30 protein-coding genes and 1 other annotated feature (1 of these 31 running past the window's edge) are annotated in these 23,844 nt (G+C 63.9%); of the genes, 9 read left to right on the forward strand and 21 right to left on the reverse strand.

Going from position 1 to position 23,844, the window contains the following annotated elements; translation table 11 throughout:
- Window positions 1–132, reverse strand: a binding site (T-box leader); it reaches 107 nt to the left of the window's first position.
- Between the two features lie 50 nt (window positions 133–182).
- The 21 genes from ACTNBZ_RS05310 to ACTNBZ_RS05410 form a co-directional block, all read right to left on the reverse strand.
- Window positions 183–353, reverse strand: a complete 171-nt coding sequence (locus ACTNBZ_RS05310; RefSeq protein ID WP_441208639.1) for an alpha/beta fold hydrolase — start codon at window positions 351–353, stop codon at window positions 183–185.
- Window positions 354–727: 374 nt separating this feature from the next.
- Complete coding sequence (gene recN, locus ACTNBZ_RS05315) at window positions 728–2,419, reverse strand: DNA repair protein RecN (RefSeq protein ID WP_441208640.1); 1,692 nt, start codon at window positions 2,417–2,419, stop codon at window positions 728–730.
- A gap of 36 nt (window positions 2,420–2,455) precedes the next feature.
- On the reverse strand, window positions 2,456–2,908 hold the full coding sequence (locus tag ACTNBZ_RS05320; RefSeq protein WP_278895817.1) for an arginine repressor: 453 nt from the start codon (window positions 2,906–2,908) through the stop codon (window positions 2,456–2,458).
- Between the two features lie 2 nt (window positions 2,909–2,910).
- The gene (locus ACTNBZ_RS05325; RefSeq protein WP_278895819.1) at window positions 2,911–3,774 is read right to left on the reverse strand and encodes an NAD(+)/NADH kinase; all 864 of its coding nucleotides are present in this window, start codon (window positions 3,772–3,774) and stop codon (window positions 2,911–2,913) included.
- A complete protein-coding gene (locus ACTNBZ_RS05330; protein WP_441208641.1) occupies window positions 3,771–4,589 on the reverse strand; it encodes a TlyA family RNA methyltransferase in 819 nt (272 codons plus the stop codon). Before ACTNBZ_RS05330 ends, ACTNBZ_RS05325 begins: the two co-directional genes overlap by 4 nt.
- The gene (gene dxs / locus ACTNBZ_RS05335) at window positions 4,582–6,444 is read right to left on the reverse strand and encodes a 1-deoxy-D-xylulose-5-phosphate synthase (RefSeq protein WP_441208642.1); all 1,863 of its coding nucleotides are present in this window, start codon (window positions 6,442–6,444) and stop codon (window positions 4,582–4,584) included. Before dxs ends, ACTNBZ_RS05330 begins: the two co-directional genes overlap by 8 nt.
- 18 nt (window positions 6,445–6,462) lie before the next feature.
- Window positions 6,463–6,921, reverse strand: coding sequence for a divergent PAP2 family protein (locus ACTNBZ_RS05340; protein WP_278895822.1), 459 nt, complete (start codon window positions 6,919–6,921; stop codon window positions 6,463–6,465).
- 16 nt (window positions 6,922–6,937) lie between these two features.
- Window positions 6,938–7,816 (reverse strand): polyprenyl synthetase family protein, encoded by an 879-nt coding sequence (locus ACTNBZ_RS05345; RefSeq protein ID WP_441208643.1) that lies wholly within the window; start codon window positions 7,814–7,816, stop codon window positions 6,938–6,940.
- On the reverse strand, window positions 7,813–8,052 hold the full coding sequence (xseB, locus tag ACTNBZ_RS05350) for an exodeoxyribonuclease VII small subunit (protein WP_441208644.1): 240 nt from the start codon (window positions 8,050–8,052) through the stop codon (window positions 7,813–7,815). The genes ACTNBZ_RS05345 and xseB overlap by 4 nt, the downstream gene beginning before the upstream one ends.
- Before the next feature lie 30 nt (window positions 8,053–8,082).
- Window positions 8,083–9,279 (reverse strand): exodeoxyribonuclease VII large subunit, encoded by a 1,197-nt coding sequence (gene xseA, locus ACTNBZ_RS05355; protein WP_441208645.1) that lies wholly within the window; start codon window positions 9,277–9,279, stop codon window positions 8,083–8,085.
- Entirely contained in the window at window positions 9,276–10,223 is a 948-nt protein-coding gene (locus tag ACTNBZ_RS05360; RefSeq protein WP_441208646.1) for a Kae1-like domain-containing protein, read from the reverse strand. The genes xseA and ACTNBZ_RS05360 overlap by 4 nt, the downstream gene beginning before the upstream one ends.
- On the reverse strand, window positions 10,220–10,726 hold the full coding sequence (nusB, locus tag ACTNBZ_RS05365) for a transcription antitermination factor NusB (RefSeq protein WP_441208647.1): 507 nt from the start codon (window positions 10,724–10,726) through the stop codon (window positions 10,220–10,222). The genes ACTNBZ_RS05360 and nusB overlap by 4 nt, the downstream gene beginning before the upstream one ends.
- 156 nt (window positions 10,727–10,882) lie before the next feature.
- Window positions 10,883–11,269, reverse strand: a complete 387-nt coding sequence (locus ACTNBZ_RS05370) for an Asp23/Gls24 family envelope stress response protein (RefSeq protein ID WP_441208648.1) — start codon at window positions 11,267–11,269, stop codon at window positions 10,883–10,885.
- 145 nt (window positions 11,270–11,414) lie between these two features.
- The gene (locus tag ACTNBZ_RS05375; RefSeq protein ID WP_441208649.1) at window positions 11,415–11,996 is read right to left on the reverse strand and encodes a SpoIIIAH-like family protein; all 582 of its coding nucleotides are present in this window, start codon (window positions 11,994–11,996) and stop codon (window positions 11,415–11,417) included.
- 11 nt (window positions 11,997–12,007) lie between these two features.
- Window positions 12,008–12,535, reverse strand: a complete 528-nt coding sequence (locus ACTNBZ_RS05380; protein ID WP_441208650.1) for a stage III sporulation protein AG — start codon at window positions 12,533–12,535, stop codon at window positions 12,008–12,010.
- Window positions 12,532–13,020: a stage III sporulation protein AF gene (locus ACTNBZ_RS05385; RefSeq protein ID WP_441208651.1), complete on the reverse strand. Its 489-nt coding sequence runs from the start codon at window positions 13,018–13,020 to the stop codon at window positions 12,532–12,534. Before ACTNBZ_RS05385 ends, ACTNBZ_RS05380 begins: the two co-directional genes overlap by 4 nt.
- Complete coding sequence (locus tag ACTNBZ_RS05390; RefSeq protein ID WP_441208652.1) at window positions 13,020–14,150, reverse strand: stage III sporulation protein AE; 1,131 nt, start codon at window positions 14,148–14,150, stop codon at window positions 13,020–13,022. The genes ACTNBZ_RS05385 and ACTNBZ_RS05390 overlap by 1 nt, the downstream gene beginning before the upstream one ends.
- Window positions 14,147–14,533 carry a SpoIIIAC/SpoIIIAD family protein gene (locus tag ACTNBZ_RS05395; protein ID WP_441208653.1) on the reverse strand — a complete coding sequence of 129 codons (387 nt, stop codon included), beginning with the start codon at window positions 14,531–14,533 and terminating at the stop codon, window positions 14,147–14,149. Before ACTNBZ_RS05395 ends, ACTNBZ_RS05390 begins: the two co-directional genes overlap by 4 nt.
- Before the next feature lie 6 nt (window positions 14,534–14,539).
- A complete protein-coding gene (gene spoIIIAC / locus ACTNBZ_RS05400) occupies window positions 14,540–14,734 on the reverse strand; it encodes a stage III sporulation protein AC (RefSeq protein ID WP_441208704.1) in 195 nt (64 codons plus the stop codon).
- 24 nt (window positions 14,735–14,758) lie between these two features.
- Window positions 14,759–15,271: a stage III sporulation protein AB gene (locus ACTNBZ_RS05405; protein ID WP_441208654.1), complete on the reverse strand. Its 513-nt coding sequence runs from the start codon at window positions 15,269–15,271 to the stop codon at window positions 14,759–14,761.
- Complete coding sequence (locus ACTNBZ_RS05410; RefSeq protein ID WP_441208655.1) at window positions 15,265–16,203, reverse strand: stage III sporulation protein AB; 939 nt, start codon at window positions 16,201–16,203, stop codon at window positions 15,265–15,267. Before ACTNBZ_RS05410 ends, ACTNBZ_RS05405 begins: the two co-directional genes overlap by 7 nt.
- A 255-nt stretch (window positions 16,204–16,458) precedes the next feature.
- Here ACTNBZ_RS05410 and yfmF point away from each other — a divergent pair, with 255 nt between their 5' ends.
- The 9 genes from yfmF (at window position 16,459) to trmD (ending at window position 23,738) form a co-directional block, all read left to right on the forward strand.
- Window positions 16,459–17,739 (forward strand): EF-P 5-aminopentanol modification-associated protein YfmF, encoded by a 1,281-nt coding sequence (gene yfmF, locus ACTNBZ_RS05415; protein WP_441208656.1) that lies wholly within the window; start codon window positions 16,459–16,461, stop codon window positions 17,737–17,739.
- Between the two features lie 4 nt (window positions 17,740–17,743).
- Window positions 17,744–19,021, forward strand: a complete 1,278-nt coding sequence (gene yfmH / locus ACTNBZ_RS05420; protein WP_441208657.1) for an EF-P 5-aminopentanol modification-associated protein YfmH — start codon at window positions 17,744–17,746, stop codon at window positions 19,019–19,021.
- Complete coding sequence (lgt, locus tag ACTNBZ_RS05425) at window positions 19,018–19,905, forward strand: prolipoprotein diacylglyceryl transferase (RefSeq protein WP_441208658.1); 888 nt, start codon at window positions 19,018–19,020, stop codon at window positions 19,903–19,905. The genes yfmH and lgt overlap by 4 nt, the downstream gene beginning before the upstream one ends.
- Window positions 19,906–20,125: 220 nt before the next feature.
- Complete coding sequence (ylxM, locus tag ACTNBZ_RS05430) at window positions 20,126–20,497, forward strand: YlxM family DNA-binding protein (RefSeq protein ID WP_441208659.1); 372 nt, start codon at window positions 20,126–20,128, stop codon at window positions 20,495–20,497.
- Window positions 20,498–20,500: 3 nt separating this feature from the next.
- Window positions 20,501–21,856 carry a signal recognition particle protein gene (gene ffh, locus ACTNBZ_RS05435; protein WP_441208660.1) on the forward strand — a complete coding sequence of 452 codons (1,356 nt, stop codon included), beginning with the start codon at window positions 20,501–20,503 and terminating at the stop codon, window positions 21,854–21,856.
- A 65-nt stretch (window positions 21,857–21,921) separates the two neighbouring features.
- Window positions 21,922–22,161 (forward strand): 30S ribosomal protein S16, encoded by a 240-nt coding sequence (rpsP, locus tag ACTNBZ_RS05440; RefSeq protein WP_441208661.1) that lies wholly within the window; start codon window positions 21,922–21,924, stop codon window positions 22,159–22,161.
- Between the two features lie 17 nt (window positions 22,162–22,178).
- Entirely contained in the window at window positions 22,179–22,409 is a 231-nt protein-coding gene (locus ACTNBZ_RS05445) for a KH domain-containing protein (protein ID WP_441208662.1), read from the forward strand.
- Between the two features lie 64 nt (window positions 22,410–22,473).
- Window positions 22,474–22,971, forward strand: coding sequence for a ribosome maturation factor RimM (rimM, locus tag ACTNBZ_RS05450; RefSeq protein ID WP_441208663.1), 498 nt, complete (start codon window positions 22,474–22,476; stop codon window positions 22,969–22,971).
- Window positions 22,971–23,738, forward strand: coding sequence for a tRNA (guanosine(37)-N1)-methyltransferase TrmD (gene trmD / locus ACTNBZ_RS05455; protein WP_441208664.1), 768 nt, complete (start codon window positions 22,971–22,973; stop codon window positions 23,736–23,738). Before rimM ends, trmD begins: the two co-directional genes overlap by 1 nt.
- The last annotated feature ends 106 nt before the right edge of the window (window positions 23,739–23,844 follow it).

Below are 23,844 nucleotides of genomic sequence, written 5' to 3' on the forward strand. Positions count from 1 at the left end.
TCCCCCTACTGAATCGCTCGTTCGGAAGGCCGCTCCGGGGTGTATTCACGGCGTCCGCTCTCCTCTTCCCACCAAACCAGAGGCTCTCTTTGCAGCGGATGGGCCGATACTCCTCCCCATCATTGCGATATTGGTCTGTATTATAGCCTACTCCTCCGCTTTTGTCAATCCGATCATCCCGATCAGATCTCCGCGGCTGAACAGGGTCGGATCTGCCGGGTCAGGAAGTCCAGGACTGTTTGGTTAAAATCCTTCGCTTCCTCATACACGGCATGGCCGTATTGAGGATACATTATCAGCCGGCTCCCCGGTATCCCCTCCGCAAGCTCGTGGGAGGCCTGCCCGCCCACCACCTGGTCTTTTTCGCCGCCGATGACCAGCGTGTCCGCCTTGATCAGATGCAGCCGCTCATGACAGTCATGGCCGCCTTGACATCAGCCGCCATATTCTCTGTGGAACAGCCCGGCTCCATCTGGTTTTTCCTGCTGAAAACGTACACTCTATACTCTCTGGCAAAGTCCCTGTACATGACCGAGACGGGCAGCGCCATTCCTCTGACCGTTTTCAGGCCGCTCCCAACCCGGGAATCAGAACGAGAGCCCTTTTCCCGTTTCCAAACGAAACGTAATCCATGGTTGTGCCCAAAAGCGGAATACACCCGTTCTTCGCGCAATTGAACATAGACCGACCTCACCATTCCAATCCGTTGGTCAAATTTTCCGCCGTCCTAGCGTCTCTTCTTATAGGCCTCCGCGGCCGAGAGCAGCTCGTCTGCCCCGGCCAGGATGGCCGTCGTGATGTGCTCGCCGCCGGTGAGCCGGGCCAGCTCCTCCGTCCGGCGGGCGCGGCTCAGCCGCTCCACCTCAGTAAAGGTCCGCTCGTTCCGCTCCCCCTTGACCACCGTGAAATGGGTGTCCGCCATGGCGGCGATCTGGGGCAGGTGGGTCACGCAGAGCACCTGCTTGTGCCCGGCCACGTCGGACATCTTCTCGGCCACCTTCTGGGCCGCCCGGCCGGACACACCGGTGTCCACCTCGTCGAAGATGAGGGTGCCCACCGCCTCGTTTTCGGCCAGCACGTTCTTCAGGGCCAGCATGATGCGGGAGAGCTCGCCGCCCGAGGCGATGCGCTGGATGGGTTTCAGATCCTCGCCCACGTTGGCCGACATGAGGAACTGCACCTCGTCCATACCGGTCTCATCCATGCCCAGCTCGCCGCCCTTGGGCTTGAAGTCCGCCTGGAAGCGGACTTTTGGCATATCCAGCTGCCGCAGCTCGGATTGGATGCGCACCTGCAGGGTCTCTCCCGCACGGAGCCGGGCAGCCGTCAGGGCGGCACCCTTTTCCCGGACCTCCTTCAAAACCTGGGCCTGCTTTTTCTCCAGCCTGGCGATGGTATCGCTGGAGTACCGGATCTCCTCCAGCTCGGCACGGCAGCGCTCCAGATAGGCCAGCATCTCCCCCACCGTGCCGCCGTATTTCTTCTTCAGCCGGTAGAGCACGTCCAGCCGGCCCTCGATCTCGTCCAGCTCTCCCGGCTCAAAGTCAAACTGATCCCGCAGGTCCCGTACCAGCTCGGCCGCGTCGTCGGCCGCCGAGCGCAGCTCCACAAGGCGCTCAGCCACCGCGCCGATCCCGCCGCTCATGCGGGACACGGCGGAGAGCTCCCCCTCCGCCTGGGCGATGAGGGACGCCGCCCCCTCCCGGTCATCGTCGCCGGAGAGGGCAAAATGGGCCGCCTCCACCGCGCCGATGAGCTTTTCAGCGTTGCGCAGCAGAGTCCGCCGCTGGGTGAGCGTCTCCTCCTCACCCTCCTTCAGGCCGGCCCGTTCCAGCTCGCCGATCTGGAAATTCAGGCTGTCGATCCGCCGGGATTTGACCGCGTCATCCATCTGGAGAGAGGCGATCTCCTTCCGCAGGGCAGTCAGCTCCCGGAAGGACTGCTGGTAGTCCTCCAGCAGCGCCCCGGTCTCGCCGAAGCTGTCCAGATAGGCCAGATGGCAGTTCTCGTCCAGGAGCTGCTGCCCGTCGTGCTGGCCGTGGATGTTCACCAGCTGACGGCCCAGCTCCCGCAGCTGGCTCACGTTCAGCAGCCGGCCGTTGACCCGGCAGATGTTCTTGCCGTCTGCCTGGATCTCACGCTGGATCAGGAGGTTCCCGTCCTCGTCCGGCGCCACGCCGTTCTCCCCGAACCACGCCAGCTCCGGCAGACGGATGAACTGGGCCTCCACCCGGGCGCTGCGGGCGCCGGTGCGGATCAGGTCCCGGCTGGTGCGGGCGCCGATGATGGCGCCGATGGCGTCGATAACGATGGACTTGCCCGCGCCGGTCTCGCCGGTCAGTACATTGAAGCCGCTGTCAAATTGAATATCCGCCGACTCGATGACTGCGATATTTTCGATATGGAGCAGAGAGAGCATGGTACACCTCCCATTCGATCCGGAGCGCCGTTCCGCTTATTTCAGCATCTTGTGGATCTCGTCGCAGAACTCCACCGCTGCCTCGTTGGTCCGCATAATGAGGATAGCGGTGTCATCCCCCGCAAGGCTCCCTACCAGATCCTCGATCTCCATGCCGTCGATCGCCGCGCCGGCTGCATTGGCCAGACCGGGCATGGTCTTGAGCACCACGATGTTCTGCGCCACATCGAAGGAGGTGACGCTCTCCTTGAAAATAGTACGCAGCCGCCCCGCCAGATTGAGGGACGCCTTGCGCTCCGACACCGCGTAGCGGTAGGTGCCGTAGCCGGTGAGCTCCTTGATGAGATGGAGCTCCTTGATGTCCCGGGAAATGGTGGCTTGGGTGGACTGGACCCCTCTGGCCCGGAGCTCGGCCAGCAGCTGGTCCTGGGTCTCCACGTCGCGCTCCCCGATGATACGCAGTATCTCCTGCTGTCGCTTGGCCTTCATGGCTACATCCTCCCCAGTTTCTGCGTCATGATCTCATAAAAGCTGCGGCCGGTCAGCCGTACCAGGTGGGTCTTGGACTCGGCCTGCCGGATCTCCATCACGTCCCCGCCGTTGAGCTTGAACGCCTTGCCGCCGTCCACCGAGAGATAGGCGGTCTTGCGGCTCATGCAGCGCATCTTTACCGTCACCGTCCGGCGGTGGTCCAGCACAAAGGACTTGGCGTTGACGGCGTGGGGACAGATGGGCGTCACGATGATATTCTCGGCAGTGGGCTCCACGATGGGGCCGCCCGCCGACATGGAATAGGCAGTGGAACCGGTGGGTGTGCTGATGATGACGCCGTCGCCGGAAAAGGCGGTGATGGGCACCCCGTCACTGCGCACCTCCATCTCCACCACCCGGGCCACCGCGCCCTTGGTGATAACCGCATCGTTGAGGGCGATATCAGAGAAAATGGTCTTTCCGTCCCGCCGGATGGCCACTGACAGCATCATCCGGGACTCCACCGTGTATTTTCCCACCGCCAGCCTGGAGAGCAGGGAGAGCTCCCCCTGCTCCACCTCGGCCATGAAGCCCACGCTGCCCAGGTTCACTCCCAGAATGGGCACCCCATGGGCATTGGCGTCCTTGGCGGCGTGGAGAATGGTGCCGTCACCGCCGAAGCAGATCAGAATGTCCGCGTCCTTCAGCTCCTCCTCCATATTGGAGAAGGTCACCTGCCGCGGAAATTTGATATCACTCCCCTCTGTAGTAAAGGGGAGGCAGATCCGGGTCTCCACCCCCGCGTTTTTCAAAATACGCTCCGCGGCCTGGGCCGCCTTGAGGCCCTTGTCCCGGTACGGATTGGGACTAAGTATGATCTTCACTGTCCGCTTTCCTCCAATGTCTCGTGGGATTGGGCCACCAGCGCCCTGATATCGCCTTCCCATGGCGCGCCGGGTCCGCCCGCGCCCACTGAGAGGTGGCCCAGATATTCAATATTCCCCTCCGGTCCCTTGATGGGTGAAAAGGTCATATCCTTTACAAGGAAATCTGCCTCTCTGGCGTGCTCCAGGAAGTGCTCCAGCACCTCCTGATGGACCTTGGGGTCCCGGACCACGCCCTTCTTGCCCACCTTTTCCCGGCCTGCTTCAAACTGGGGCTTAACCAGGCAGACTACCTCTCCGCTCTCCTTCAGCACCCCCCGCAGGGCGGGCAGGATAAGCCGCAGAGAAATGAAGGACACATCCACCGAGGCGAAGTCCAGCTCCTCCGGGATCTGCTCGTGGGTCAGATAGCGGGCGTTGGTCCGCTCCAGAGCCACGACCCTCTCATCGCTTCGGATCTTCCAGTCCAGCTTTCCGTAGCCCGTGTCCACCGCATATACCTTTGCCGCGCCGTTTTGCAGCATACAGTCGGAAAAGCCCCCGGTGGAGGCGCCGATGTCGGCGCAGATCTTCCCCTCCAGCTGGATGGGAAAGACTTTCATCGCCTTTTCCAGCTTCAGGCCGCCCCGGCTCACATAGGGGATGGCCCGGCCCCGTACCTCGATCCGGGCGTCCTCCGCCACAGCGGTTCCGGATTTGTCCACCCGCTGCCCGTTGACGAATACCAGTCCGCTCATGATGGTCGCCTGGGCTTTCTGGCGGCTCTCAAAATATCCCTGCTCCGTCAGCAGCACATCCAGCCGCTTCTTAGGCATGCCGCAGGACCTCCTCCGCTCGTTTTGTCAAATCTTCCGCGCTCAGGCCGCACAGCTCTCTCAGCTGCTCCACTGAGCCGTGGGGGACATACCGCTCCCCCAGATCCTGTAAAGCAATTTTCTTTACAGGTACACCCTGAAGCGCCAATCCGGCTGCCAGGCGCCGGCCCACGCTGTTGCTGCTGATGCTCTCCTCTGCCGCCAGCAGTGCTCCGGTACGCCGGACCGACGCCGCCGCTGTCTCAAGCTGTAAAGGTGTTATCCTTCCCAGCTTTACTACCTCAGCAGATATTCCTTTTTCGGCCAGTCGATCCGCCGTGTCCAGCAGAACGTTGATAAATGTACCATATCCCACCAGAGTGATGTCACTTCCCTGCCGCAGCACCACGTCAGCTGTTCCGGCATCTTCCCGGTATCGTCCCTCGCCGCCCCGTGGGTAGCGGACAGCCACCGGTCCGTCGCACTGAAGCACCGCGTGGCGCAGCATGGTGCGCAGCTCCCGGAAGCTGGCGGGACAAAGCACCGTCATCCCCGGAATGGTATCCAGAAATGCCTGGTCAAACACACCGTGATGGGTCTCGCCGTCCGCTCCTACCAGTCCGGACCGGTCCACTCCGAACACCACGTGGAGACGCTGGATGCCCACGTCGTGGACCAGCATATCATAGCTTCTCTGCAAAAAGGAGGAGTACACCGCAAATACCGGCGTCATCCCCTGCTTGGCCATGCCGGCGGCCATGGCGGCGGCATGGCCCTCGGCGATGCCTACATCGAAGCTCCGCTCCGGATAGCGCCGGAAAAACTCGGTCAGTCCGGTGCCGGGCACCATGGCCGCCGAGATGGCGCATACCCGCGGATCTTCCTCCGCCAGCTCACACATGGCCTCCCCAAAGGCCTTTGAAAAATCTCTGTCTGAGGGCCGGAGCGGCTCTCCGCTCTCAATACAGAACTTACCCACACCGTGGAACCGGTCCGGATTGCGCTCTGCCGGTGAATAGCCTTTTCCCTTTACAGTTCTCACATGGAGCAGGACCGGGCATCTGAGATCCCTGGCATATTGCAGCAGTTGGGTCAGGTGCTTTACATCGTGGCCGTCCACCGGGCCCAGGTAGGTGAAGCCCATATCCTCGAACATGCTGCAGGGCAGCAGAGTGCCTTTGATGGCTGTTTTTACCTTGTGCGTCACACGATAAATATGCCTGCCCCCCGGCAGGACCCCCATCACCTTCCGGTATCCCTTCTTGAAGCGAAGATACTGTGGCTTGAGCCGCTGGCGGGCCAGGAGCTGAGCCACGCCGCCCACATTTTTCGTGATGGACATGCCGTTGTCATTGAGGATCACGATAAGGGGCTCCCGGCTGTTTCCGGCATCGGACAGGCCCTCATAGGCCAGTCCGCCAGTCAGGGCGCCGTCTCCGATGAGGGCTATCACATGGTAGTCCTCCCCCATCCGGGTCCGGGCCCGGGCCATGCCCACCGCCACCGATACCGAGTCGGAGGCGTGACCGGCAATGAAGGCGTCGTGAATGCTCTCGGCGGGCTTGGGAAAGCCCGCCAAGCCGCCGAAGGTACGCAGTGTGTCCATCCGGTCCGCCCGTCCGGTGAGCATTTTATGGATATAGCATTGATGCCCCACGTCAAATACCACCCGGTCCCGGCTGGTGTCAAAGACCCGGTGGATGGCCACCGTAATCTCCACGGCTCCCAGGTTGGAACCCAGGTGTCCTCCGGTGCGGGAGACCGTGTCGATCAGCTCCTCCCGCAGTTGGCCGCACAGAGCTTCCGCCTCCCGGTCGGTGAGCCCGTGCAGGTCGGGGCATGTTTTGTCCAGATGAATGATAGTACCGCCTCCCATTTGGTGGGCTGGTGCCTGTCAGCGCCAGAGATACATGCCGCCCGCGCCGATGGCGATCCCCAGCAGGGCTCCCATCAGCACCTGGATCGGCGTATGTCCCAGAAGCTCTTTCAGCTCCTTGCTGAAGAATTCCGGCTTCATTTCCTTCCAGTGTTCCATCATGTAATTGAGGATCTTGGCCTGTTCTCCCGCCGCCCGGCGAACATTGGATGCGTCGTACATGACCACGATGGCCACCACCGCCGCGATGGAAAAGCTGACCGATCCAAACCCCTGCATCATCCCCACCGCGGACGCGCAGGCGCACACAAAGGCCGAATGGGAGCTGGGCATCCCGCCGCTGGACAGGATGTGCCGCCAGTCCCAGCGCCCCTTGGTGATAAGTGTCAGCAGGACCTTCAGGATCTGAGCCGCAGCCCAGGCCATGATGGACAGGTCCAATATCTTATTCCCCGTCAGAATGTCACTTACGTTCATCCTCCGGCCCCCGTTCTTATTTCTTTCGTCCCACCAGAGAATCGGCCAGCCAGCACAGGAAGGAGGCGTCCTCAAAGAGCGACAGAGCCTCTTCGCCCTCCCGGGTCAGCTGCTCCACCAGACGGGCACACTCCTCCAGCCCTTTGAGCGTCACAAAGGTGGTCTTTTCATTCTCGGTATCCGAGCCCACGGGCTTGCCCAGCGTAGCCTCGTCCCCAGTCACATCCAGCATATCGTCCTGGATCTGGAACGCCAGCCCCAGCTTCTGAGCGTAGCGGCGCACGGCGGCGCGCTGTTCTTCGCTGCCGCCGGCCAGGATACAGCCCATCTCGGCGGCGGCTGAGATGAGCGCGCCGGTCTTGAGCCGCTGGAGCTCCTCCACTTCGCCCAAGGTCAGGGCGTGGCCCTCTCCCGCCATGTCCAGGGCCTGTCCGCCCACCATGCCCCGGGCGCCGGCCGCCTGTCCCAGGCAGGCCGCCGCGGCCAGGACCCGTTCAGCGGGAAGGCTTTTTCCGTTTTCCAGCATGGTCTCAAAGGCGGCGGTGAGCAGCGCGTCGCCGGCCAGAACCGCTGTTGCCTCCCCGTATACCTTATGATTGGTGGGCCGGCCCCGGCGCAGATCATCATCGTCCATACAGGGCAGGTCATCGTGGATCAGGGAATAGGTATGCAGCATCTCCACTGCGCAGGCAAAGGGCAGCGCCGCCTCCGTGTCGCCGCCGCACATACGGCAGGTCTCCAGCAGCAGCACGGGGCGCAGCCGCTTCCCCCCCGCCAGCAGGCTGTACCGCATGGCGTCATAGAGGTCGGCGCGGCCGTCCCGGCCGTCAAAGCAGTGACGGAGCCATTCCTCTACCGCCGCGCAGTCCTGCTGCAGGCGCTCACTATGGGTCATACGCTCTCCTCCTTGTCCATGGGCTGTTCCACCGGCGCTCCGTCCGGGCCGGCAGTCAGCTTCCGCACCTTCTGCTCCGCCTTGTCCAGCATGGCGGTGCATTTTTTCATCAGGGCCGTTCCCTCTTCAAAAAGGGCCATGGACTCCTCCAGCGGGGCGTCCCCCTGCTCCAGGCGGCGGACGATCTCCTCCAGCCGGGCGGTAGCCTGTTCAAATGTCAGCTTTTTCTCAGCCATTGTCTCTCTTCCTTTCCTGTGCCGCGGCGGCTATTCCACCCGGCAGCGGATGGAGCCGTCTGATACCCGCAGCTCCAGCCGGTCCCCCGGAGCCGTGTCGCTCCGGAAACGGACCACGCCGCCATCCTCTTTCCGGGCGATGGCATATCCCCGGCCCAGCACCTTGAGCGGGCTCATGGCGTCCAGCCCCGCCGCAAGGCGGGCCAGCCGCTCTTTCTCCCCGCTCAGCACGGCGGACATGCCGCCGGCCAGGCGGGTGCGCTGATGGTCCAGCGCGGCGCGGCGGTCCTCCACCGCCGCCATGGGGTCCCTCAGCACCCGCCGCTCCCCTATCCGGTCCATCCGGGTCCGGGCCTGCTCCAGGCGGCGCTCCATGGCCCTGGCCATCCGCCTCTCCATCTGGAAAAGGCCGGCATAGACGTCATTCTGGTCGGGGACGGCCAGCTCTGCGCCGTTGGAGGGCGTAGCCGCCCGCAGGTCGGCCACAAAATCGGCGATCGTCACGTCCGGCTCATGCCCCACCGCTGAGATCACCGGGATCTCTGAGGCAAAAATAGCCCGGGCCACACTCTCGTCGTTAAAGGCCCACAGGTCCTCCATGGACCCGCCGCCCCGGCCGGTGATGATCAGGTCAGCCACCCGGTAACGGTTGGCCCAGTGAATGGCGGCGCACAGCTCGCCGGGGGCCTCGGCCCCCTGGACCCGCACCGGGATCACAGCCACCTGGGCCATGGGCCAGCGGGCGCCCAGGATGCGCAGCATGTCCCGCACCGCCGCCCCCGCCGGTGAAGTGATCAGGGCGATCCGCTCCGGGAATTTGGGAATGGGCTTTTTGCAGGCGGGGTCAAAGAGTCCCTCCCGGTACAGCTTGTCCTTGAGCTGCTCAAAGGCCAGATGCAGGTCCCCCACGCCGTCGGGGGTCATATTGCTGCAGTAGAGCTGATACTGCCCGTCCCGGGGAAAGACCGCGATCCGCCCGAAGGCGATGACCTTCATGCCGTTCTGAGGGCGGAAGCGGAGACTTGCCGCCTCCCGCCGGAAAAACACGCAGCGGATGACCCCCTCCGCGTCTTTGAGGGAAAAATAGTGGTGTCCTGATGGATAAACCTTGTAGTTTGAGATCTCTCCGCGAATAAAAATACCGGACAGGATCGCGTCGCCGTCCAGCAGGCCTTTGATATGCTGATTGACCTGGGAAACCGTGTATACGGTATTTCTGCCGCTCATTTCCGCCCCTCCGCTTCCAGCAGGCGGCTGGCCAGGATGGCCACGCCCATGGCGTTGTCGGTGGAATAGCACGGCTCGGCAAAAACAGCACAGAACGCGCTTCCCATCACTTCCCGCAGCCGGCGGTTGGAGGCCACGCCGCCCGAGCAAAGCACCGGCACTCCGGGATACTGCTCCAGCGCCGCGGCGGTGCATCGGCGGACCGTGTCGGACACGGTATTGAGCACGAAGCGGGCGATATCAGCCGGCTCCTCTCCCCGCTCCGCCATGGCGGCGGCTTTATTCTCCATCCCGGAAAGCGAGAACGTAAGGTCATTCAGCTTTACAGTAAATTTGTCCCTGGACTGGGACGAGGCGGCCAGGCCGTCCAGCGCTTTTCCCGCCGGGAAAGCAAGGCCCAGGAGCACGCCGGTGCGGTCAATGAGCTGCCCCGCCGAGATATCGCTGGTCCCGCCGATCTTCTCCGCCCGAACGTTGACCCCATCCGGCGTCACTTTCAGCAGCTCCGTGGTGCCGCCGGACAGGTGCCAGGCCAGAAAGGGCCTGTCCAGCAGGTCCATCCGGCCCGCCGACCATGCGGCCGCCGCGATGTGTCCCTGCTGATGGGACACCGCGAAAAAGGGTACGCCCAACACGTCGGCCAGAGCGCGTCCCTGGCCCTCGCCGGCCAGGAAGCAGGGCATATAGGAGCCCTCCACCGCCCGGGGGCGGGTGCTGGCCGCTACGGCCCGGATATTTCCCAGGCAATCCGCTTCCCGCAGGCGGCTGAACAGCTCGGGCAGCCGCTTCACATGCTGGAACAGGGCGTCGCTCTGCCGCAGGCCCAGGGCGCCCTGGGGCACCTCCAGCAGCCTGCCGGCGTTGATCCCCTCCGTCCCGTCAAAGACCGCGGCCGAGGTGGTGTAGTTGCTGGTATCCAGCCCCAGGCAGACCTCGGTCCTCATTCCGCGCCGCCGTCCTCCCCGGCCGTCTCCGCCGGCTCTGCGCACACGGCCCGCTCCGGCGGGCACTCGCTGCGGACAAAGGAGCCCAGGATGCCGTTGATAAAGGAGACCACCTCCGGGCCCTCGTAGTGCTTGGCCAGCTCCACCGCCTCGTTGATGGCAGCGGCATTGGGGATATCCTGCATATAGAGGATCTCATACATGGCCACCCGCATGATGGAGACAGCCACCCGGGGGATGCGGGCAAACTTCCAGCCGATGGCGTAGCGGGAAATATATTCGTCCAGCTCCGGGCAGTGGGCATAAACGCCCCTCACCAGCGTACCTATGTAGTCACGCTGCTTCTCATTGGGGAACTCGGCGTAAAGCGGCTCCTCCTGACCGATCTGGGCAAACACCTCCCGCGTGAGCATGTGCTCCAGCAGTTCATCTGCTGTTTCGTTGGAAAAACCAAGTTCAAAGGAGAAGTGAACCGCGATCTCCCGGGCATTGGTCCTTGTCATTCGTATTCCTCCAGTCCGGGCAAAAGCCCGGCATTATTAATATCCATTATCCAGTTTATTATACAGAATCATATACAAAAATGGAACCACCAATTTCAATAAAAACACAAAAACATGGAGCGGACCCAGCCGTCCGCTCCATGCCGTTTCTTTCGCTCAGGCCTTCCTGCTCTCCCGCTCGAAGGTCACACCGGCCACGTGGATGTTCACGCACTCCACCGTCAGGCCGCTGGTATTGCTGATGGCGCCGAACACCGCGTCCTGCACGGCCTTGGCCACCTCGGGGATCGTGTAGCCGTATTTGATGCAGATGGACAGCTCCACGCTGACGCTGCCCTCGTTCACCGCAATGTGCACACCCTTGGCCAGGGCGCTCTTCTTGCCCAGCAGCTCGGCCAGGTCGCTCCCCAGGTTGGGGGACAGGCTGCCAACGCCCTCCACCTCCAGGGCGGCGGCGGCGGCGATCACGGCCAGGACCTCCTCGGATATATGGATGTTCCCCAGCTCGTCAGGACGGGAAACGTATTCTCTTGCATCGGCCATTTCAGGTCACGCTCCTTTTTGTCGTACAGCAGGATTTGCTTACTGACCTACATTGTACCACATCAGGCGGGAAAATACCACTAGATTTTTCCGCCTGCCGTGTCCCGTCCACAGCCGCTGTTTCCCGTATATACCCGCTCGTTTCTCAGGGCTCTGCCTCGATGATCTTGATCTGGCCCGCCGTGAGCCCGGTCTCCCCGGTGACGATCTCCGTGATCCGGGCGATATCCGCGTCGGACAGCCCCTCTCCCGCGGCGGCCACCACCACGCTGGCACTGCCGTCGTTGACGAAGGCCACGCAGTCACTGTAACCTTTGGCGGTGACGAGATTTTCGATCTGAGCCTCCGACACCGTGGTGCTGGCCATGGTCTCGATGGCAGCGGTCATCTGCTCCTTCATGGCTTCGTCCGCCGTGTCGCTCTCAGCCGACTGCTGAAGGATGGACAGGGCGCTGTCCCTGGCCTGCTTCCGGTTGAGCCGGGCCGAGTCAAAGTACCCGCTGCCGCCGGAGGGAGACGGCGTGGCGCTGGGCGCAGGGGAGGCGGTGGTCTTTGTCACGTCTCCGGCGATGAGAGGATCGGTGGTCTGCCCGCCCACCAGCGCCGCCTGGCCCAGGACCTTTCCGGCATCTGCCGCCTCCTGATTATACGACCAGTTGAGATAGACCGCCACGCACACAAAGAGGACGATGGCGGCCACCACCGCGTTCCGTTTCCAGAGTTTCATACCTGATTTCCTCACTTTCCTTTACATATCGAGATCTTGTCGGTGCTCAGGCCGGTGATGGCGGATACCGCTTCCGTCATGGCCAGACGCACCGAGGGATCGTCTCCCCCCGAGCATACCACCAGCGCCCCCCGGAATCGGGGCGAAATCTGCTGGACCGGGACCGTCTCCTCCTGTCCCGATCCCCGGGACAAAATCACCGCCGATTCCTCCTCCCGCACGGCGTCCGCCTCCCGCTCCCGTTTCCGGTCCATGGCCCAGATCTGGCGTGGACCGGCCTCCACCGACAGGACCACGTCTACCTCCCCGGCCCCCCGGACCCGGCTCAGGGCCCGTTCCAGCTTCTCCTCCAGCGCGCCGGCATCCAGAGCCTGTGCCGACGCCGCTGCCGTCTCCGCTGTTCCGCTCTCCTGCTCTTTTCCGCCTGTGGGCAGAAGCAGCAGGACCACACCTGCCAGAATGACCAGGAGCACATAACGGTATTTCCCGGCCCAGGACCGCAGCCGCTCCGTCAGGCCGGCCATATCCAAGCCTTTCATTCCACTTCCTCCATATGATACGTCTGCCGCTCCGCCGGAATGGCGAAATCGGCCTCGATCCTCCGGGTCAGCACCTCCCGCTGCTCCGCAGTGAGACTACCGCGCACAGTCACTGCCCAGGGCACCGGATAGCCGTCCTGCTCCCGGGTCTCCACAGCCACGGTGCAGCGGATGCCAAGGTCCTCCGCCTTGTCCGATATATATGCGTCGGACTGTTCTTCTATGAGTTCTTTCATGACCTCCAGGCTGGCGTCTGCCATAACCGCCCGGTCCTCCTCGGGAAGGCGGTATTCCGTCAGCGCCCGGGAGAGCTGCATCCCGTCCACCTTCCATATAGGGGAGAGCACCGAGAGCATCAATACCAGCGCGCCCGTGAGCTTCCCGATCCGCTGTACCGTGCCCCTGGGCATCAGGCTCCCGGCGGCGGCCACCAGAACAGCGGCAGCGGTGACTCCCATGATCCACTGCTTCACCACATCCAGCATCATACGCCTCCCACGGCCATGGTAATGGCCGACACCATGGATACCAGCAGCAGCAGAGCACTGGCGCCCGTCATGCCCAGCACCAGTCCAAAGGCACCGCCGATGGCATCAATGAGGCCCGCCATCCGGCCGCCGGCCACCGTGGCCGACAGGGCCGCCGTCAGCTTATAGACCAGATAATGGACCCCCAGCTGCAGGAATGGGGCCACACAGATGGCCAGCACCCCCAGCATACCGAACACGCCCACCGCGCCCCGCAGAATACCCGCCCCCGCCAGTACGGTCCCGGCCGCGTCGGATAGGATGCCGCCCACCACCGGGACCATGCCGGAGATGGTCATTTTGGCTGCCTTCAGCGTCACGGCGTCGGCGCTGCCTGCAATGACGCCGCTCACCGTCAGATACCCCACAAAGGCCAGCACAACGGCGGTGAGGATGGAGGTCACCGCCCATTTCAGCAGCTCTCCCACCCGTTTGAGCCCTTCATTCCCCAGCGCCGCGTAGGCAGTACAGGCTGCCACATAGAGGTACACCAGCGGCAGCAGCAGGCTGTTAATAAGGGTGAGCAGAACGTCGGAAAACAGCATGGTGGCAAGCTGCCGGGCGGCGGCGCCCGACGGTGCTCCGGCGGCGGCAGCAGCCGCCGTCATGGTGGGCAGCAGCACCTTTGAAAACTGGCTCATCCTGTCCAGCGCCTCCCGCCCCAGACCGATCAGGGCATGGATGTCCGCCACCGACGCCGCCGTCACTGCCAGCGCGCCGGCCAGCGCGGTCACGTCCACCTCTGCCGGCGCGCCCAGACTGCCGGACACCTCTCCCGCCAGAGCGCACAGCAGCACCACGCTCAGCAGCACCACGGCGCTGCGCACCGCCCGGCGCAGGACGCCCGGGAGCTCGTCCCTCCCTTTATCGAATATTTGTTCTATCCCATAATCCAGATCCAGTCCGCTGCCGATCTCCAGCCCGGACAGCTCTCCCTCCGCCGCCCGCCGCAAACCGTCCAGATCCAGCGCCTCGGCCTGGGCAGCCTCCACCTCCTCCGGTCCGGCGGCGCCGGCCGGCGGACACAGCGCCGGGAGCAGGACCAGGCATACCAGAAGGACCCATGCCCACCGCCGCGTCCTGCTCATACCATAGCGTTCAGGGTGTCCAGCACCGCCCGGAGCAGAGGGGCCGCCACCCAAAGGGCGGCCGCCGCCCCGGCGGTCTCCATCGCCGCGCCGATGCCTCCCTCTCCCGCGTCCCGGCACAGCTCCGCCGCAACGCGGGTGACGATGGATATCCCCACCGTCTTGAGCACCGGCGAGAGCACCGCCGGTGACAGTCCGGCCGTCTCGGCCAGTGCATCCAGAACGGTACGCAGACCGTCCACAGTCCTGAGCGCGGCGCCCAGAACCATGGCCGCGGCGGCCAGCGCCAGGACCAGCCCCAGCTCCCGGGCCTGCTTTTTGACCACCACGGCGCACAGCGCCGCGGTCACCGCCAGCGCGGCGGCCTTTATGATATCCGTCATAGTCCATCACAGCCCAAACAGTTCCTTTACCAGGTCGAACAGGGCGCTGATCTCCCGCACCACCAGCATGAGCACCACCACCAGCCCGGCCAGGGTCACCATAGTGGCCTGCTCATCCCGCCCCGACCGGGCCAGGACCTGATTGAGCACCGAGACCAGAATGCCAATGGCGGCAATCTTGAAGATCAAATCCACATCCATCATGTTCCCACTTCCTCCGCTCTCCTACAGGAGAAGGATGACGAAAAAGCTGCCGGCGGCCATGCCCAGGGCCTGATAGAGCCGCCCCCGTCCGTCACGGTCGGCCTCAGCGGCGGTCAGGTTCCCCTCCAGCCGGGCCCGGGTCAGGGCGATGGCCTCCCGCTGCCCCTCCCCGTCGTAGCGGCCCAGGACCTGTCCCAATTCCGCCAATGCTTCCCGGTCCTCCTCCGCCAGATCCATGGGCCAGTCAGCCAGGGCCTCCTCCCAGAGCTGCCCCAGGCTCCGCTCCCCCAAGCGGTCCAGTCCGTCCAGGCAGCGGCCGAAGAAGCCGCATGCCGGGGACTGGCTGCGGCGGGAAAGCTCGTCCAGCAGCTCCGGGATAGGGGTCAGGCGAAAGGAGAGCTCCCGCTCGGCCAGCTCCAGTGCGCCCAGCAGCGCGCGCAGACTCTTCACTCTCCGCCCCAGTTGGGCCGAGGCGGAAAAGCCCATGGCGGCCGCCCCTGCGGTGAGAAGCACCGCCCCCAGGAGCTTCAGCATCTCTCTCCCTCCAGACTTCGCACCTCGCATACCCGGCCCGGTCCAACCCGCCGGATGACCACCAGGCGCTGAAACACCTTCCGCTCCAGCAACCGCCGGTAGAGGGGGCGGATACGCAGGTCCTCCGGCCCCGTACCGTGGGCGGTGGCCAGCAGAGCCACGCCGCAGTTGGCGGCGGCCTCCAGCGCCTCCGCATCCTCGGGGGCGGTGATCTCGTCGGCGGCCAGCACCTGGGGATTCATCCCCCGCAGCAGCATCATCAGCGCCGCCGCCTTGGGACATCCGTCCAGAATGTCCGTGTGCCCGCCCACGTCCAGCTGGGGCATTCCCTCCCACAGGGCGGCCACCTCGCTGCGCTCATCCGCCAGGCCCACCCGCAGAGCGGGGCCCTCCACGCCGTCGGACAGGGAGCGCACCAGGTCCCGCAGCAGCGTGGTCTTTCCGCCGCCGGGGGGCGAGAGGATCAGCGTGCTGTGGACGCCGCCGGGACGCCGCAGCACATCCAGAACGGCCTCCGCCGCACCGGGCACTTCCCGGGCCACCCGGATGGACAGTGAGGAGAGCTGCCGCAGATTATGTACCGCGCCCTCCCGCACCACCGCGGAACCGCACAGGCCGATGCGGTGCCCGCCCCGGACGGTGAAAAACCCATTCTGCACCCGGTCCAGCGCCGTATGGGCCGAGGCGCGGGTGGCCACCTCCAGCACCAGGGACAGATCGCTGCTGCGGACGATCTCTCCGGCCCCCGGCACCTGTTTCTCCCCTGCCGGGCTCCCTACCGTCATGGCCCGTCCCGCCCGCAGGCGGATCTCCTCGGTCATGGCCTGCTCCTCCCGGGGCAGCCGCTCCAGAGGCCCCCGCAGCCACGCCGGGAGCAGCGCCGCCGCCTGACGGAACCGCTCCGCCGCTCTCTCTTCCTGCCCAGTGGTCATATCGCTCACGCTCCTTGTCTTTGGAATTACTGGCACATTCTATGAGGGCACGTCCCGCTTTATGACGGGCATGTCCGTTTTTTTCCGGGCCTCTGCCGGCGCGGGTCGCCTACAGGGGGAGAATTTGTAAATTTTTTGCGACCATGCTGTCAACTTATGAAAAATGTGGTATGATAAAATATCTGTAAGATCGTCATAATAAGAGGACGGCGCTTTGCGTCTCCCCTCTCACATATTGGAAAGGAACGGTGGCCTATGGCCGATATGACCCGAATCGAACTGTCGCCCGGCGTCCATCTGACGGCGGTCCATACCGAAAAATTCAAGTCCTGTGTCCTGGGCGCCACGCTGCTCTCGCCGCTGGACCGGGAAACCGCCTCCCTCAACGCCCTCATCCCCTCCGTGCTCCGCCGGGGCACACAGATGCATCCTGATATGGAATCCCTCTCCGCCGCGCTGGACGAGCTGTACGGCGGCTCCATCGAGCCCATGGTCCGCACCCGGGGTGAGACCCAGTGCGTGGGTTTTCTGGGCAGCTTTCTGGACGACGCCTATACCCTGGACGGCGCCTCCATTCTGGAGCCTGCCGCCGGTCTGCTGGGAGAGCTGCTCCTCCGGCCCTATACTGTGGACGGCGTCTTCTGTCCTGACTACACCAGGGGCGAGCGGGACAACCTGGTGGACCGCATCCGGGCCCAGGTCAACGAAAAGCGCAGCTACGCCCTCTCCCGCCTGAAGCAGGAGATGTGCGCCGGGGAGCCCTTCGGTGTGGACCGCCTGGGCGACGAGGCCCACGCCTCCGCCATCACGGCCCAAACCCTGTGGGACCAGTACCGCGCCCTGCTCGCCTCCGCCCCCCTGGAGCTCTATTACTGCGGCTCGGCCCAGCCCCAGCGGGTGGCCGGCGCCCTGCGCGCCGCCCTCTCCGACCTGCCCCGGTCCGGCGTCCGCGCCGTCCCTCCCCGGCCCGTCCGGCAGGAGGCCCCCGCCCAGCCCCGCTATGTGGAGGAGGCGCTGGACGTGACCCAGGGCAAGCTGACCATGGGCTTCCGGGCCGGGGCCGACGTGTGGAGCGAGCAGTACCCCGCCCTCGTGCTGGCCAACGCCATCTATGGCGGCACCACCACCTCCAGGCTCTTCCTCAACGTGCGGGAGAAGCTCTCCCTGTGCTACTACGCCAGCTCTCAGCTGGAGAAGTTCAAGGGCGTGATGCTGGTGTCCTCCGGCGTGGAGTTTGACCAGTTTGCTCCGGCCAGGGACGAGGTCCTGGCTCAGCTGGCCGCCTGCAAGGCGGGGGATTTTGAGGACTGGGAGCTGGAGGGCGCCCGCCGCTCGGTAGTGGGCGCGCTGAAGAGCGCCATGGACGCCCAGGGCCGGCTGGAGGACTTCTGGCTGGGACAGGCGGTAGCCGGTCTCACCGAGGGGCCTGACGCCCTGGCCGACCGGGTGGAACAGGTCACCCGTGAGCAGGTGGTCCGGGCCCTCAACACTCTGGAGCTGGACACCGTCTATTTCCTGAAAGGCAAGGAGGCCTGATCGCATGGAGAAACAGATCTATTCCCGGGTGGGCGAGACCGTCTGGACCACCCATCTGGATAACGGCCTTCCCATCTACGTGGATGTGAAGCCCGGCTTTCAGAAGAGCTACGCCTTCTTCGCCACCAACTACGGCGGCATGGATATGCGCTTTGAGCTGGACGGCGTATGGCAGGACACTCCCGCCGGCGTAGCCCATTTCCTGGAGCACAAAATGTTTGACACTAGGGACGGAAATGCCCTTCAGGACCTGGCCGCCAACGGCGCTTCCCCCAATGCCTTCACCAGCACGGCCATTACCGGTTATTACTTCGAGAGCACCGAGAAATTCGAGGAGAACCTGCGTATCCTCCTCTCCTTTGTCTCCGTCCCCTGGTTCACCCCGGAGAGCGTGAACAAGGAGCAGGGCATCATCGGCCAGGAGATCCAGATGATCGAGGACGACCCGGAGTGGCAGGTGTTCACCAACCTGCTCTCCGCCCTCTATGCACACAATCCTGTCCGGGTATCGGTGGCGGGCAGCCGGGAGTCCATCTCCCACATCACCGCCGACACCCTCTACGCCTGCCACAAGGCCTTTTACAACCCCTCCAACATGGTGCTGTGCGTGGCCGGCGACGTGGATCCGGAGCGGGTAGCCGCCCTGGCCCGGGAGATCCTGCCCGCCCAGGGCCGTCCCGCCATCCCCCGGGACTACGGCAAGGACGAGCCCGAGACCGCCAACGAGCCCCTGCGGGAGCTGCGGATGGAGGTCTCCACCCCCATCTTCCAGCTGGGATTCAAAGCCGACCCCGCTCCCCACGGACAGGAGCACCTGCGGCAGGAGCTCATCGGCGAGCTGGTCACCGAGGTGCTGGCCGGTTCCTCCAGTCCCCTGTACGCCCGGCTCTACCGGGAGGGACTCATCAACAAAAACTTCGGCTGCGGGTACGAGGCCTATCCCGGCTGCGCCTTCCTGGCTGCCGGCGGCGAGAGCCGGGACCCGGAGGCTGTGCGGGACGCGGTGCTCGCCGAGGCCGGACGCCTGGGCCGGGAGGGCGTGGACCCCGCCCTGTTCCGGCGGCTGAAAAAGGCCGCCTACGGCAGCCAGGTACGGGCCCTCAACTCCTTTGAGCACACCTGCGTCACCCTTGCTCAGTCCCATTTCGCGGGCGTGGACTATCTGGACTTCCCCGCCGTGTTCGATTCCATCTCCCAGTCTGATGTGGAGTCCGCCATCCGCCGCTGGTGCACCCCGGAGCGTGCCGCCCTGGCCGTGGTCCGGCCCAAGGAGGGCGTATGATCCGTACCGTCACCTTTCCGGGCCTGGGCCTGGAATTTCATCTCAACCCCATCGCTTTTACGGTTTTCGGCTGGCCCATCCACTGGTACGGCGTGATCATCGCCGCCGGCTTCCTGCTGGCGGTGGCCTACTGTACCCGCGTCTCCAAGCGCTTTGGCATCAAGGAAGACGACATTCTGGATATGCTTCTCTATGCCGCGCCCCTGGCTATTCTGGGGGCCCGGCTCTACTACATCGTGTTTTACCTGGACCTCTTCCGCCGTGAGGACGGCTCGCTGGACTTCATGCAGATGGTGCGCATCTGGGACGGCGGCCTGGCCATCTACGGCGCCGTCATCGCCGCGGCAGTGACCCTGTTCGTATTCTGCCGCTCCCGGAAAATCTCTTTTCTTGCCTTTGCCGACCTGGGGGTCAACGGTCTGCTCATCGGCCAGGCCATCGGCCGCTGGGGCAATTTCGTCAACGTGGAGGCCTATGGCGGAGACACCACGCTTCCCTGGCGCATGGGCATCATCGAGTGGGCAGGCAGCGCCGAGGTTTTTCGGGAAGTCCACCCCACCTTCCTCTACGAATCTCTCTGGAATCTGGTGGGACTGGCCCTTCTCATCCTCATCGCCCGGAAATGGCGGACCTTCGACGGTCAGATCTTTTTCAGCTATCTGGCCTGGTACGGTATCGGCCGGGGCCTGATCGAGGGCCTGCGCACCGACAGCCTCTACCTTTTCTCCACCGGCATCCGGGTCTCCCAGCTTCTGGGCTTCGCCTCCGGTCTGGTGGGGATCGCGCTGCTGGTCTGGAACCTGAAGTTCCGCCGCCATACGCCGGAGGAGCTGTGGGTCAACCGCTACGCCCCGCCCGCCCCGGAGGAGGGCGCCGGCCAGTGACCGCGCTTTCGCCCCGCCCCGCCGCAAAAACGGCCGGGCGGGGCTTTCTCTGTTGTTTTAGACGAAAAGGCGCCCATGGATGGCCGCAAATTTTATTGCGGATGCCGCATTTTTTCTTGACAAACCCGGCAGAATATTGTATCATCAATCATGTTGTAAAGCTCTCAAACTTTACAAAGCGGCTCACCTTTACAAACAGTCCCGGAAGGAGGCGTCGGAATTGAAGAATCAGGCGTACCGTATGGCCATGCTCTTCGACTTCTACGGTGACATGCTCACCGACCGGCAGAAGGAATTCTACGACCTCTATTACAACGAGGACCTCTCCCTGGCCGAGATCGCCGAGAACTACGGCATCACCCGTCAGGGCGTCCGGGACGTGATCGTCCGGGCCGAGGCCATCCTCACCGAGCTGGAGGACAAGACCGGCATCATCCGCCGCTTCCACAAGATGCAGGAGCAGTTTTCCGAGATCCAGAAGGCGGTGGACGGCATCCGCTCCGTCAACGAGGAGCGCCGCTATTACGACAACACCATCGAGAGCCGCTGCAACGATATCCAGGCCGTTCTCGATCAGCTGAAGCAGGAGTAAGCAATGGCGTTTGAAGGATTAACCGAAAAGCTCTCCGCCGCCTTTAAAAAGCTGCGGGGCAAGGGCCGTCTCACCGAGGCCGACGTGAAGGAGGCCATGCGGGAGATCCGGGTGGCTCTGCTGGAGGCCGACGTCAACTTCAAGATCGTCAAGCAGTTCGTGGCCACCGTCACCGAGCGGGCCGTCGGCTCCGACGTGCTGGAGAGCCTGACCCCCGCCCAGATGATTGTCAAGATCGTCAATGAAGAGCTCACCGCCCTGATGGGCAGCGAGGCGGCCAAGCTCAATATCTCCCCCGCGCCCCCCACCGTGGTCATGCTGGTGGGCCTCAACGGCGCAGGCAAGACCACCAACGGCGCCAAGCTGGCCGGCTACATGAAGCGCCGCAGCGGCAAGCGCCCCCTGCTGGTGGCCTGCGACACCTTCCGTCCCGCCGCCATCACCCAATTGGAAGTGGTGGGCAGCCAGGTGGATGTGCCCGTCTTCCAGATGGGCCAGAACGACCCCATCGACATCGCCAAGGCCGGCATTGAGCACGCCCGCAAGCACGGCAACGACATGGTGTTTATCGACACCGCCGGCCGGCTCCATGTGGATGAAGAACTGATGGGCCAGCTCAAGGACATGAAGGCCGCCGTCGAGCCCGACGAGATCCTGCTCATCGTGGACGCCATGATCGGCCAGGACGCGGTGAACGCCGCCAAGGCCTTTGACGAGGCGCTGGACATCACCGGCGTCATGCTCACCAAGCTGGACGGTGACGCCCGGGGCGGCGCGGCTCTCTCCATCAAGGCGGTCACCGGAAAGCCCATCAAGTTCGTGGGCCTGGGCGAGAAGCTGGACCAGATCGAGGTCTTTCACCCCGACCGGATGGCCTCCCGCATCCTGGGCATGGGCGACATGCTCTCCCTCATCGAAAAAGCCCAGGAAAATTTTGATCTTCAGAAGGCCAAGGAGATGGAGCAGAAGCTCCGCACCAACAAATTCACCCTGGCCGACTTTTACGAGCAGCTCTCCCAGATCAAGAACATGGGCTCGCTCAGCGATATCGCCGGTATGCTGCCCGGCGTCAACGCCAAGGCCCTGGAGGGGGCCTCTGTGGATGAGAAGGCCCTGGCCCGTACCGAGGCCATCATCCTCTCCATGACCCCCCAGGAGCGGGAGAACCCATCCCTGCTGAACAACAGCCGGAAAAAGCGCATCGCCGCCGGCTCCGGCACCCAGGTGGTGGACATCAACCGCCTGCTCAAGCAGTTTGATCTGATGCAGCAGATGACCAAGCAGTTCTCCGGCGGGCGGATGAAGCGCCGGGCCGGGATGTTTGGCAAAATGAAGGGCGGACGCAGGTTCCCCTTCTGAGCAAGTTGGTACACGCTTCGCGTTGACCATAGAGAGATGTACAATATTATGGAGGTGAATCTACCATGGTTAAAATCCGTCTGCGTCGTATGGGCGCCAAGAAGGCTCCTTTCTACCGCATCGTGGTCGCTGACTCCCGTTATCCCCGTGACGGCCGTTTCATCGAGGAGATCGGCACTTACAATCCCCTGACCAACCCCGCCGAGCTGAAGGTGGATGCCGAGCGCGCTCAGGCCTGGATCAAGACCGGCGCTCAGCCCACTGAGACCGTCAAGGCCCTGCTGAAAAAAGCCGGCGCCCTTTAATGGAGGTCTTTGACCGCATGAAGGAACTGCTCACTTACATCGCCCGGAATCTGGTGGACCACCCCGACGCGGTGGAGGTCACCGAGCATGCCGGCGATGGCGAGACCGTCCTGGAGCTCCGGGTCGCCTCTGAGGACATGGGCAAGGTAATCGGCCGTCAGGGCCGCATCGCCAAGGAGATCCGGGCGCTGATGCGCTCGGTGGCCCAGCGCCAGGGCGGCAAGGTCTCTGTCGAGATCGTCGACTAAACAAAAACGGCGGGGTCTCCCCCGCTGTTTTTTTGTACCATCCACCGTTCAGGAGGAAAACGCCATGAAACATCCATTTCTTGAGGCCGGACAGATCGTAAACACCCACGGCATTCAGGGCGAGGTCAAGATCGTCCCCTGGTGTGACTCCCCGGAGTTCCTCTGCGGCTTTGATACGCTGTATATCGACGGCGCGCCGGTAAAGGTCCGCGCCGCCCGGGCCCACAAGGGCAATGTGCTGGCCCGGCTGGAGGGCGTGGACGACGTGAACGCCGCCATGCGCCTGAAAAACAAGGTGGTCAGCATCGACCGCAGCGGTGTGGAGCTGCCCGACGGCCGGCACTTCATCGCCGACCTGATGGGCCTCACCGTCATTGACGACGACACCGGCGCCGAGCTGGGCGTCATCGCCGACGTGCTCACCCCGCCCGCCCATGAGGTCTATGTGGTGAAGGGCGGGGAGAAATCCTATATGATCCCCGCGGTGGACGCCTTCCTCCGGGGCACCAGTGTGGAAGAGGGCTGGGTCCGGGTCCACCTCATCGAAGGGATGGAGCTGTGATGTACCATATCGACATCCTCACCCTCTTTGATGAGACCGTGGGCGATATGATGAGCGAGTCCATCCTGGGCCGGGCCCAGGAGCGGGACATCCTGCGCATCGAGGCCCACCAGATCCGGGACTACACCGTGGACAAGCAGAAGCAGGTGGACAACTACCCCTACGGCGGCGGACGGGGGGCGGTCATGCAGGCCGATCCCCTTTACCGCTGCTGGGAGCACGCGAAGTCCCTGGGCGAAGGGCCGGTACGCACCATCTACCTTTCCCCCGCCGGCAAGACTTTTACCGAGGCCGACGCCCGCCGCCTGCGGGATGACTATAACCATCTGATCCTGGTCTGCGGCCACTACGAGGGCATCGACGAGCGCTTCATTGAGGAGTGCGTGGACGAGGAGATCTCCTTGGGAGACTTTGTCCTCACCGGCGGCGAGATCCCGGCCATGGCGGTGGCCGACGCGGTGGCCCGGCTGGTGCCCGGCGTGCTGGCTGACCCTGAGTGCTTTGAGGACGAGAGCCACTGGAACGGCATGCTGGAGTATCCCCAGTACTCCCGCCCTGAGGAGTGGCACGGCCGCAAGGTTCCCTCCATTCTGCTCTCGGGCCACCACGCCAACATCGCCAAGTGGCGGCGCAAGCAGTCTATTATCCGCACCCGGGACCGCCGCCCCGACCTCTACGCCAGACTGGACCTGAGCTCCAAGGCCGACCAGAAACTGCTGCGGGAGATCGAAGAGGAAGAGCGCAAAGCACGCCGGGATGGGGAATGATCCGTTTCTGTCCAGACAGGCCCCGCAGGGCGCAGACCCGCGGGGCTTCCTGTTTTTCTGACTGCTTCACATATTGCTTTACTTTTTGTGTCGGGCATGCTACAAT

Origin of the sequence: Pseudoflavonifractor sp. HCP28S3_F10, assembly GCF_052065415.1 — a bacterium.
GTDB lineage: Bacteria > Bacillota > Clostridia > Oscillospirales > Oscillospiraceae > Pseudoflavonifractor_A.

Coding starts and splice junctions, on each gene's coding strand:
- recN (WP_441208640.1), bottom strand. CDS start 2,419: ATGCTCTCTCTGCTCCATATCGAAAATATCGCAGTCATCGAGTCGGCG.
- ACTNBZ_RS05320 (WP_278895817.1), bottom strand. CDS start 2,908: ATGAAGGCCAAGCGACAGCAGGAGATACTGCGTATCATCGGGGAGCGC.
- ACTNBZ_RS05330 (WP_441208641.1), bottom strand. CDS start 4,589: ATGCCTAAGAAGCGGCTGGATGTGCTGCTGACGGAGCAGGGATATTTT.
- dxs (WP_441208642.1), bottom strand. CDS start 6,444: ATGGGAGGCGGTACTATCATTCATCTGGACAAAACATGCCCCGACCTG.
- ACTNBZ_RS05340 (WP_278895822.1), bottom strand. CDS start 6,921: ATGAACGTAAGTGACATTCTGACGGGGAATAAGATATTGGACCTGTCC.
- ACTNBZ_RS05345 (WP_441208643.1), bottom strand. CDS start 7,816: ATGACCCATAGTGAGCGCCTGCAGCAGGACTGCGCGGCGGTAGAGGAA.
- xseB (WP_441208644.1), bottom strand. CDS start 8,052: ATGGCTGAGAAAAAGCTGACATTTGAACAGGCTACCGCCCGGCTGGAG.
- xseA (WP_441208645.1), bottom strand. CDS start 9,279: ATGAGCGGCAGAAATACCGTATACACGGTTTCCCAGGTCAATCAGCAT.
- ACTNBZ_RS05360 (WP_441208646.1), bottom strand. CDS start 10,223: ATGAGGACCGAGGTCTGCCTGGGGCTGGATACCAGCAACTACACCACC.
- nusB (WP_441208647.1), bottom strand. CDS start 10,726: ATGACAAGGACCAATGCCCGGGAGATCGCGGTTCACTTCTCCTTTGAA.
- ACTNBZ_RS05370 (WP_441208648.1), bottom strand. CDS start 11,269: ATGGCCGATGCAAGAGAATACGTTTCCCGTCCTGACGAGCTGGGGAAC.
- ACTNBZ_RS05375 (WP_441208649.1), bottom strand. CDS start 11,996: ATGAAACTCTGGAAACGGAACGCGGTGGTGGCCGCCATCGTCCTCTTT.
- ACTNBZ_RS05380 (WP_441208650.1), bottom strand. CDS start 12,535: ATGAAAGGCTTGGATATGGCCGGCCTGACGGAGCGGCTGCGGTCCTGG.
- ACTNBZ_RS05385 (WP_441208651.1), bottom strand. CDS start 13,020: ATGCTGGATGTGGTGAAGCAGTGGATCATGGGAGTCACCGCTGCCGCT.
- ACTNBZ_RS05390 (WP_441208652.1), bottom strand. CDS start 14,150: ATGAGCAGGACGCGGCGGTGGGCATGGGTCCTTCTGGTATGCCTGGTC.
- ACTNBZ_RS05395 (WP_441208653.1), bottom strand. CDS start 14,533: ATGACGGATATCATAAAGGCCGCCGCGCTGGCGGTGACCGCGGCGCTG.
- spoIIIAC (WP_441208704.1), bottom strand. CDS start 14,734: ATGGATGTGGATTTGATCTTCAAGATTGCCGCCATTGGCATTCTGGTC.
- ACTNBZ_RS05405 (WP_441208654.1), bottom strand. CDS start 15,271: ATGCTGAAGCTCCTGGGGGCGGTGCTTCTCACCGCAGGGGCGGCCGCC.
- ACTNBZ_RS05410 (WP_441208655.1), bottom strand. CDS start 16,203: ATGACCACTGGGCAGGAAGAGAGAGCGGCGGAGCGGTTCCGTCAGGCG.
- yfmF (WP_441208656.1), top strand. CDS start 16,459: ATGGCCGATATGACCCGAATCGAACTGTCGCCCGGCGTCCATCTGACG.
- yfmH (WP_441208657.1), top strand. CDS start 17,744: ATGGAGAAACAGATCTATTCCCGGGTGGGCGAGACCGTCTGGACCACC.
- lgt (WP_441208658.1), top strand. CDS start 19,018: ATGATCCGTACCGTCACCTTTCCGGGCCTGGGCCTGGAATTTCATCTC.
- ffh (WP_441208660.1), top strand. CDS start 20,501: ATGGCGTTTGAAGGATTAACCGAAAAGCTCTCCGCCGCCTTTAAAAAG.
- rpsP (WP_441208661.1), top strand. CDS start 21,922: ATGGTTAAAATCCGTCTGCGTCGTATGGGCGCCAAGAAGGCTCCTTTC.
- ACTNBZ_RS05445 (WP_441208662.1), top strand. CDS start 22,179: ATGAAGGAACTGCTCACTTACATCGCCCGGAATCTGGTGGACCACCCC.
- rimM (WP_441208663.1), top strand. CDS start 22,474: ATGAAACATCCATTTCTTGAGGCCGGACAGATCGTAAACACCCACGGC.
- trmD (WP_441208664.1), top strand. CDS start 22,971: ATGTACCATATCGACATCCTCACCCTCTTTGATGAGACCGTGGGCGAT.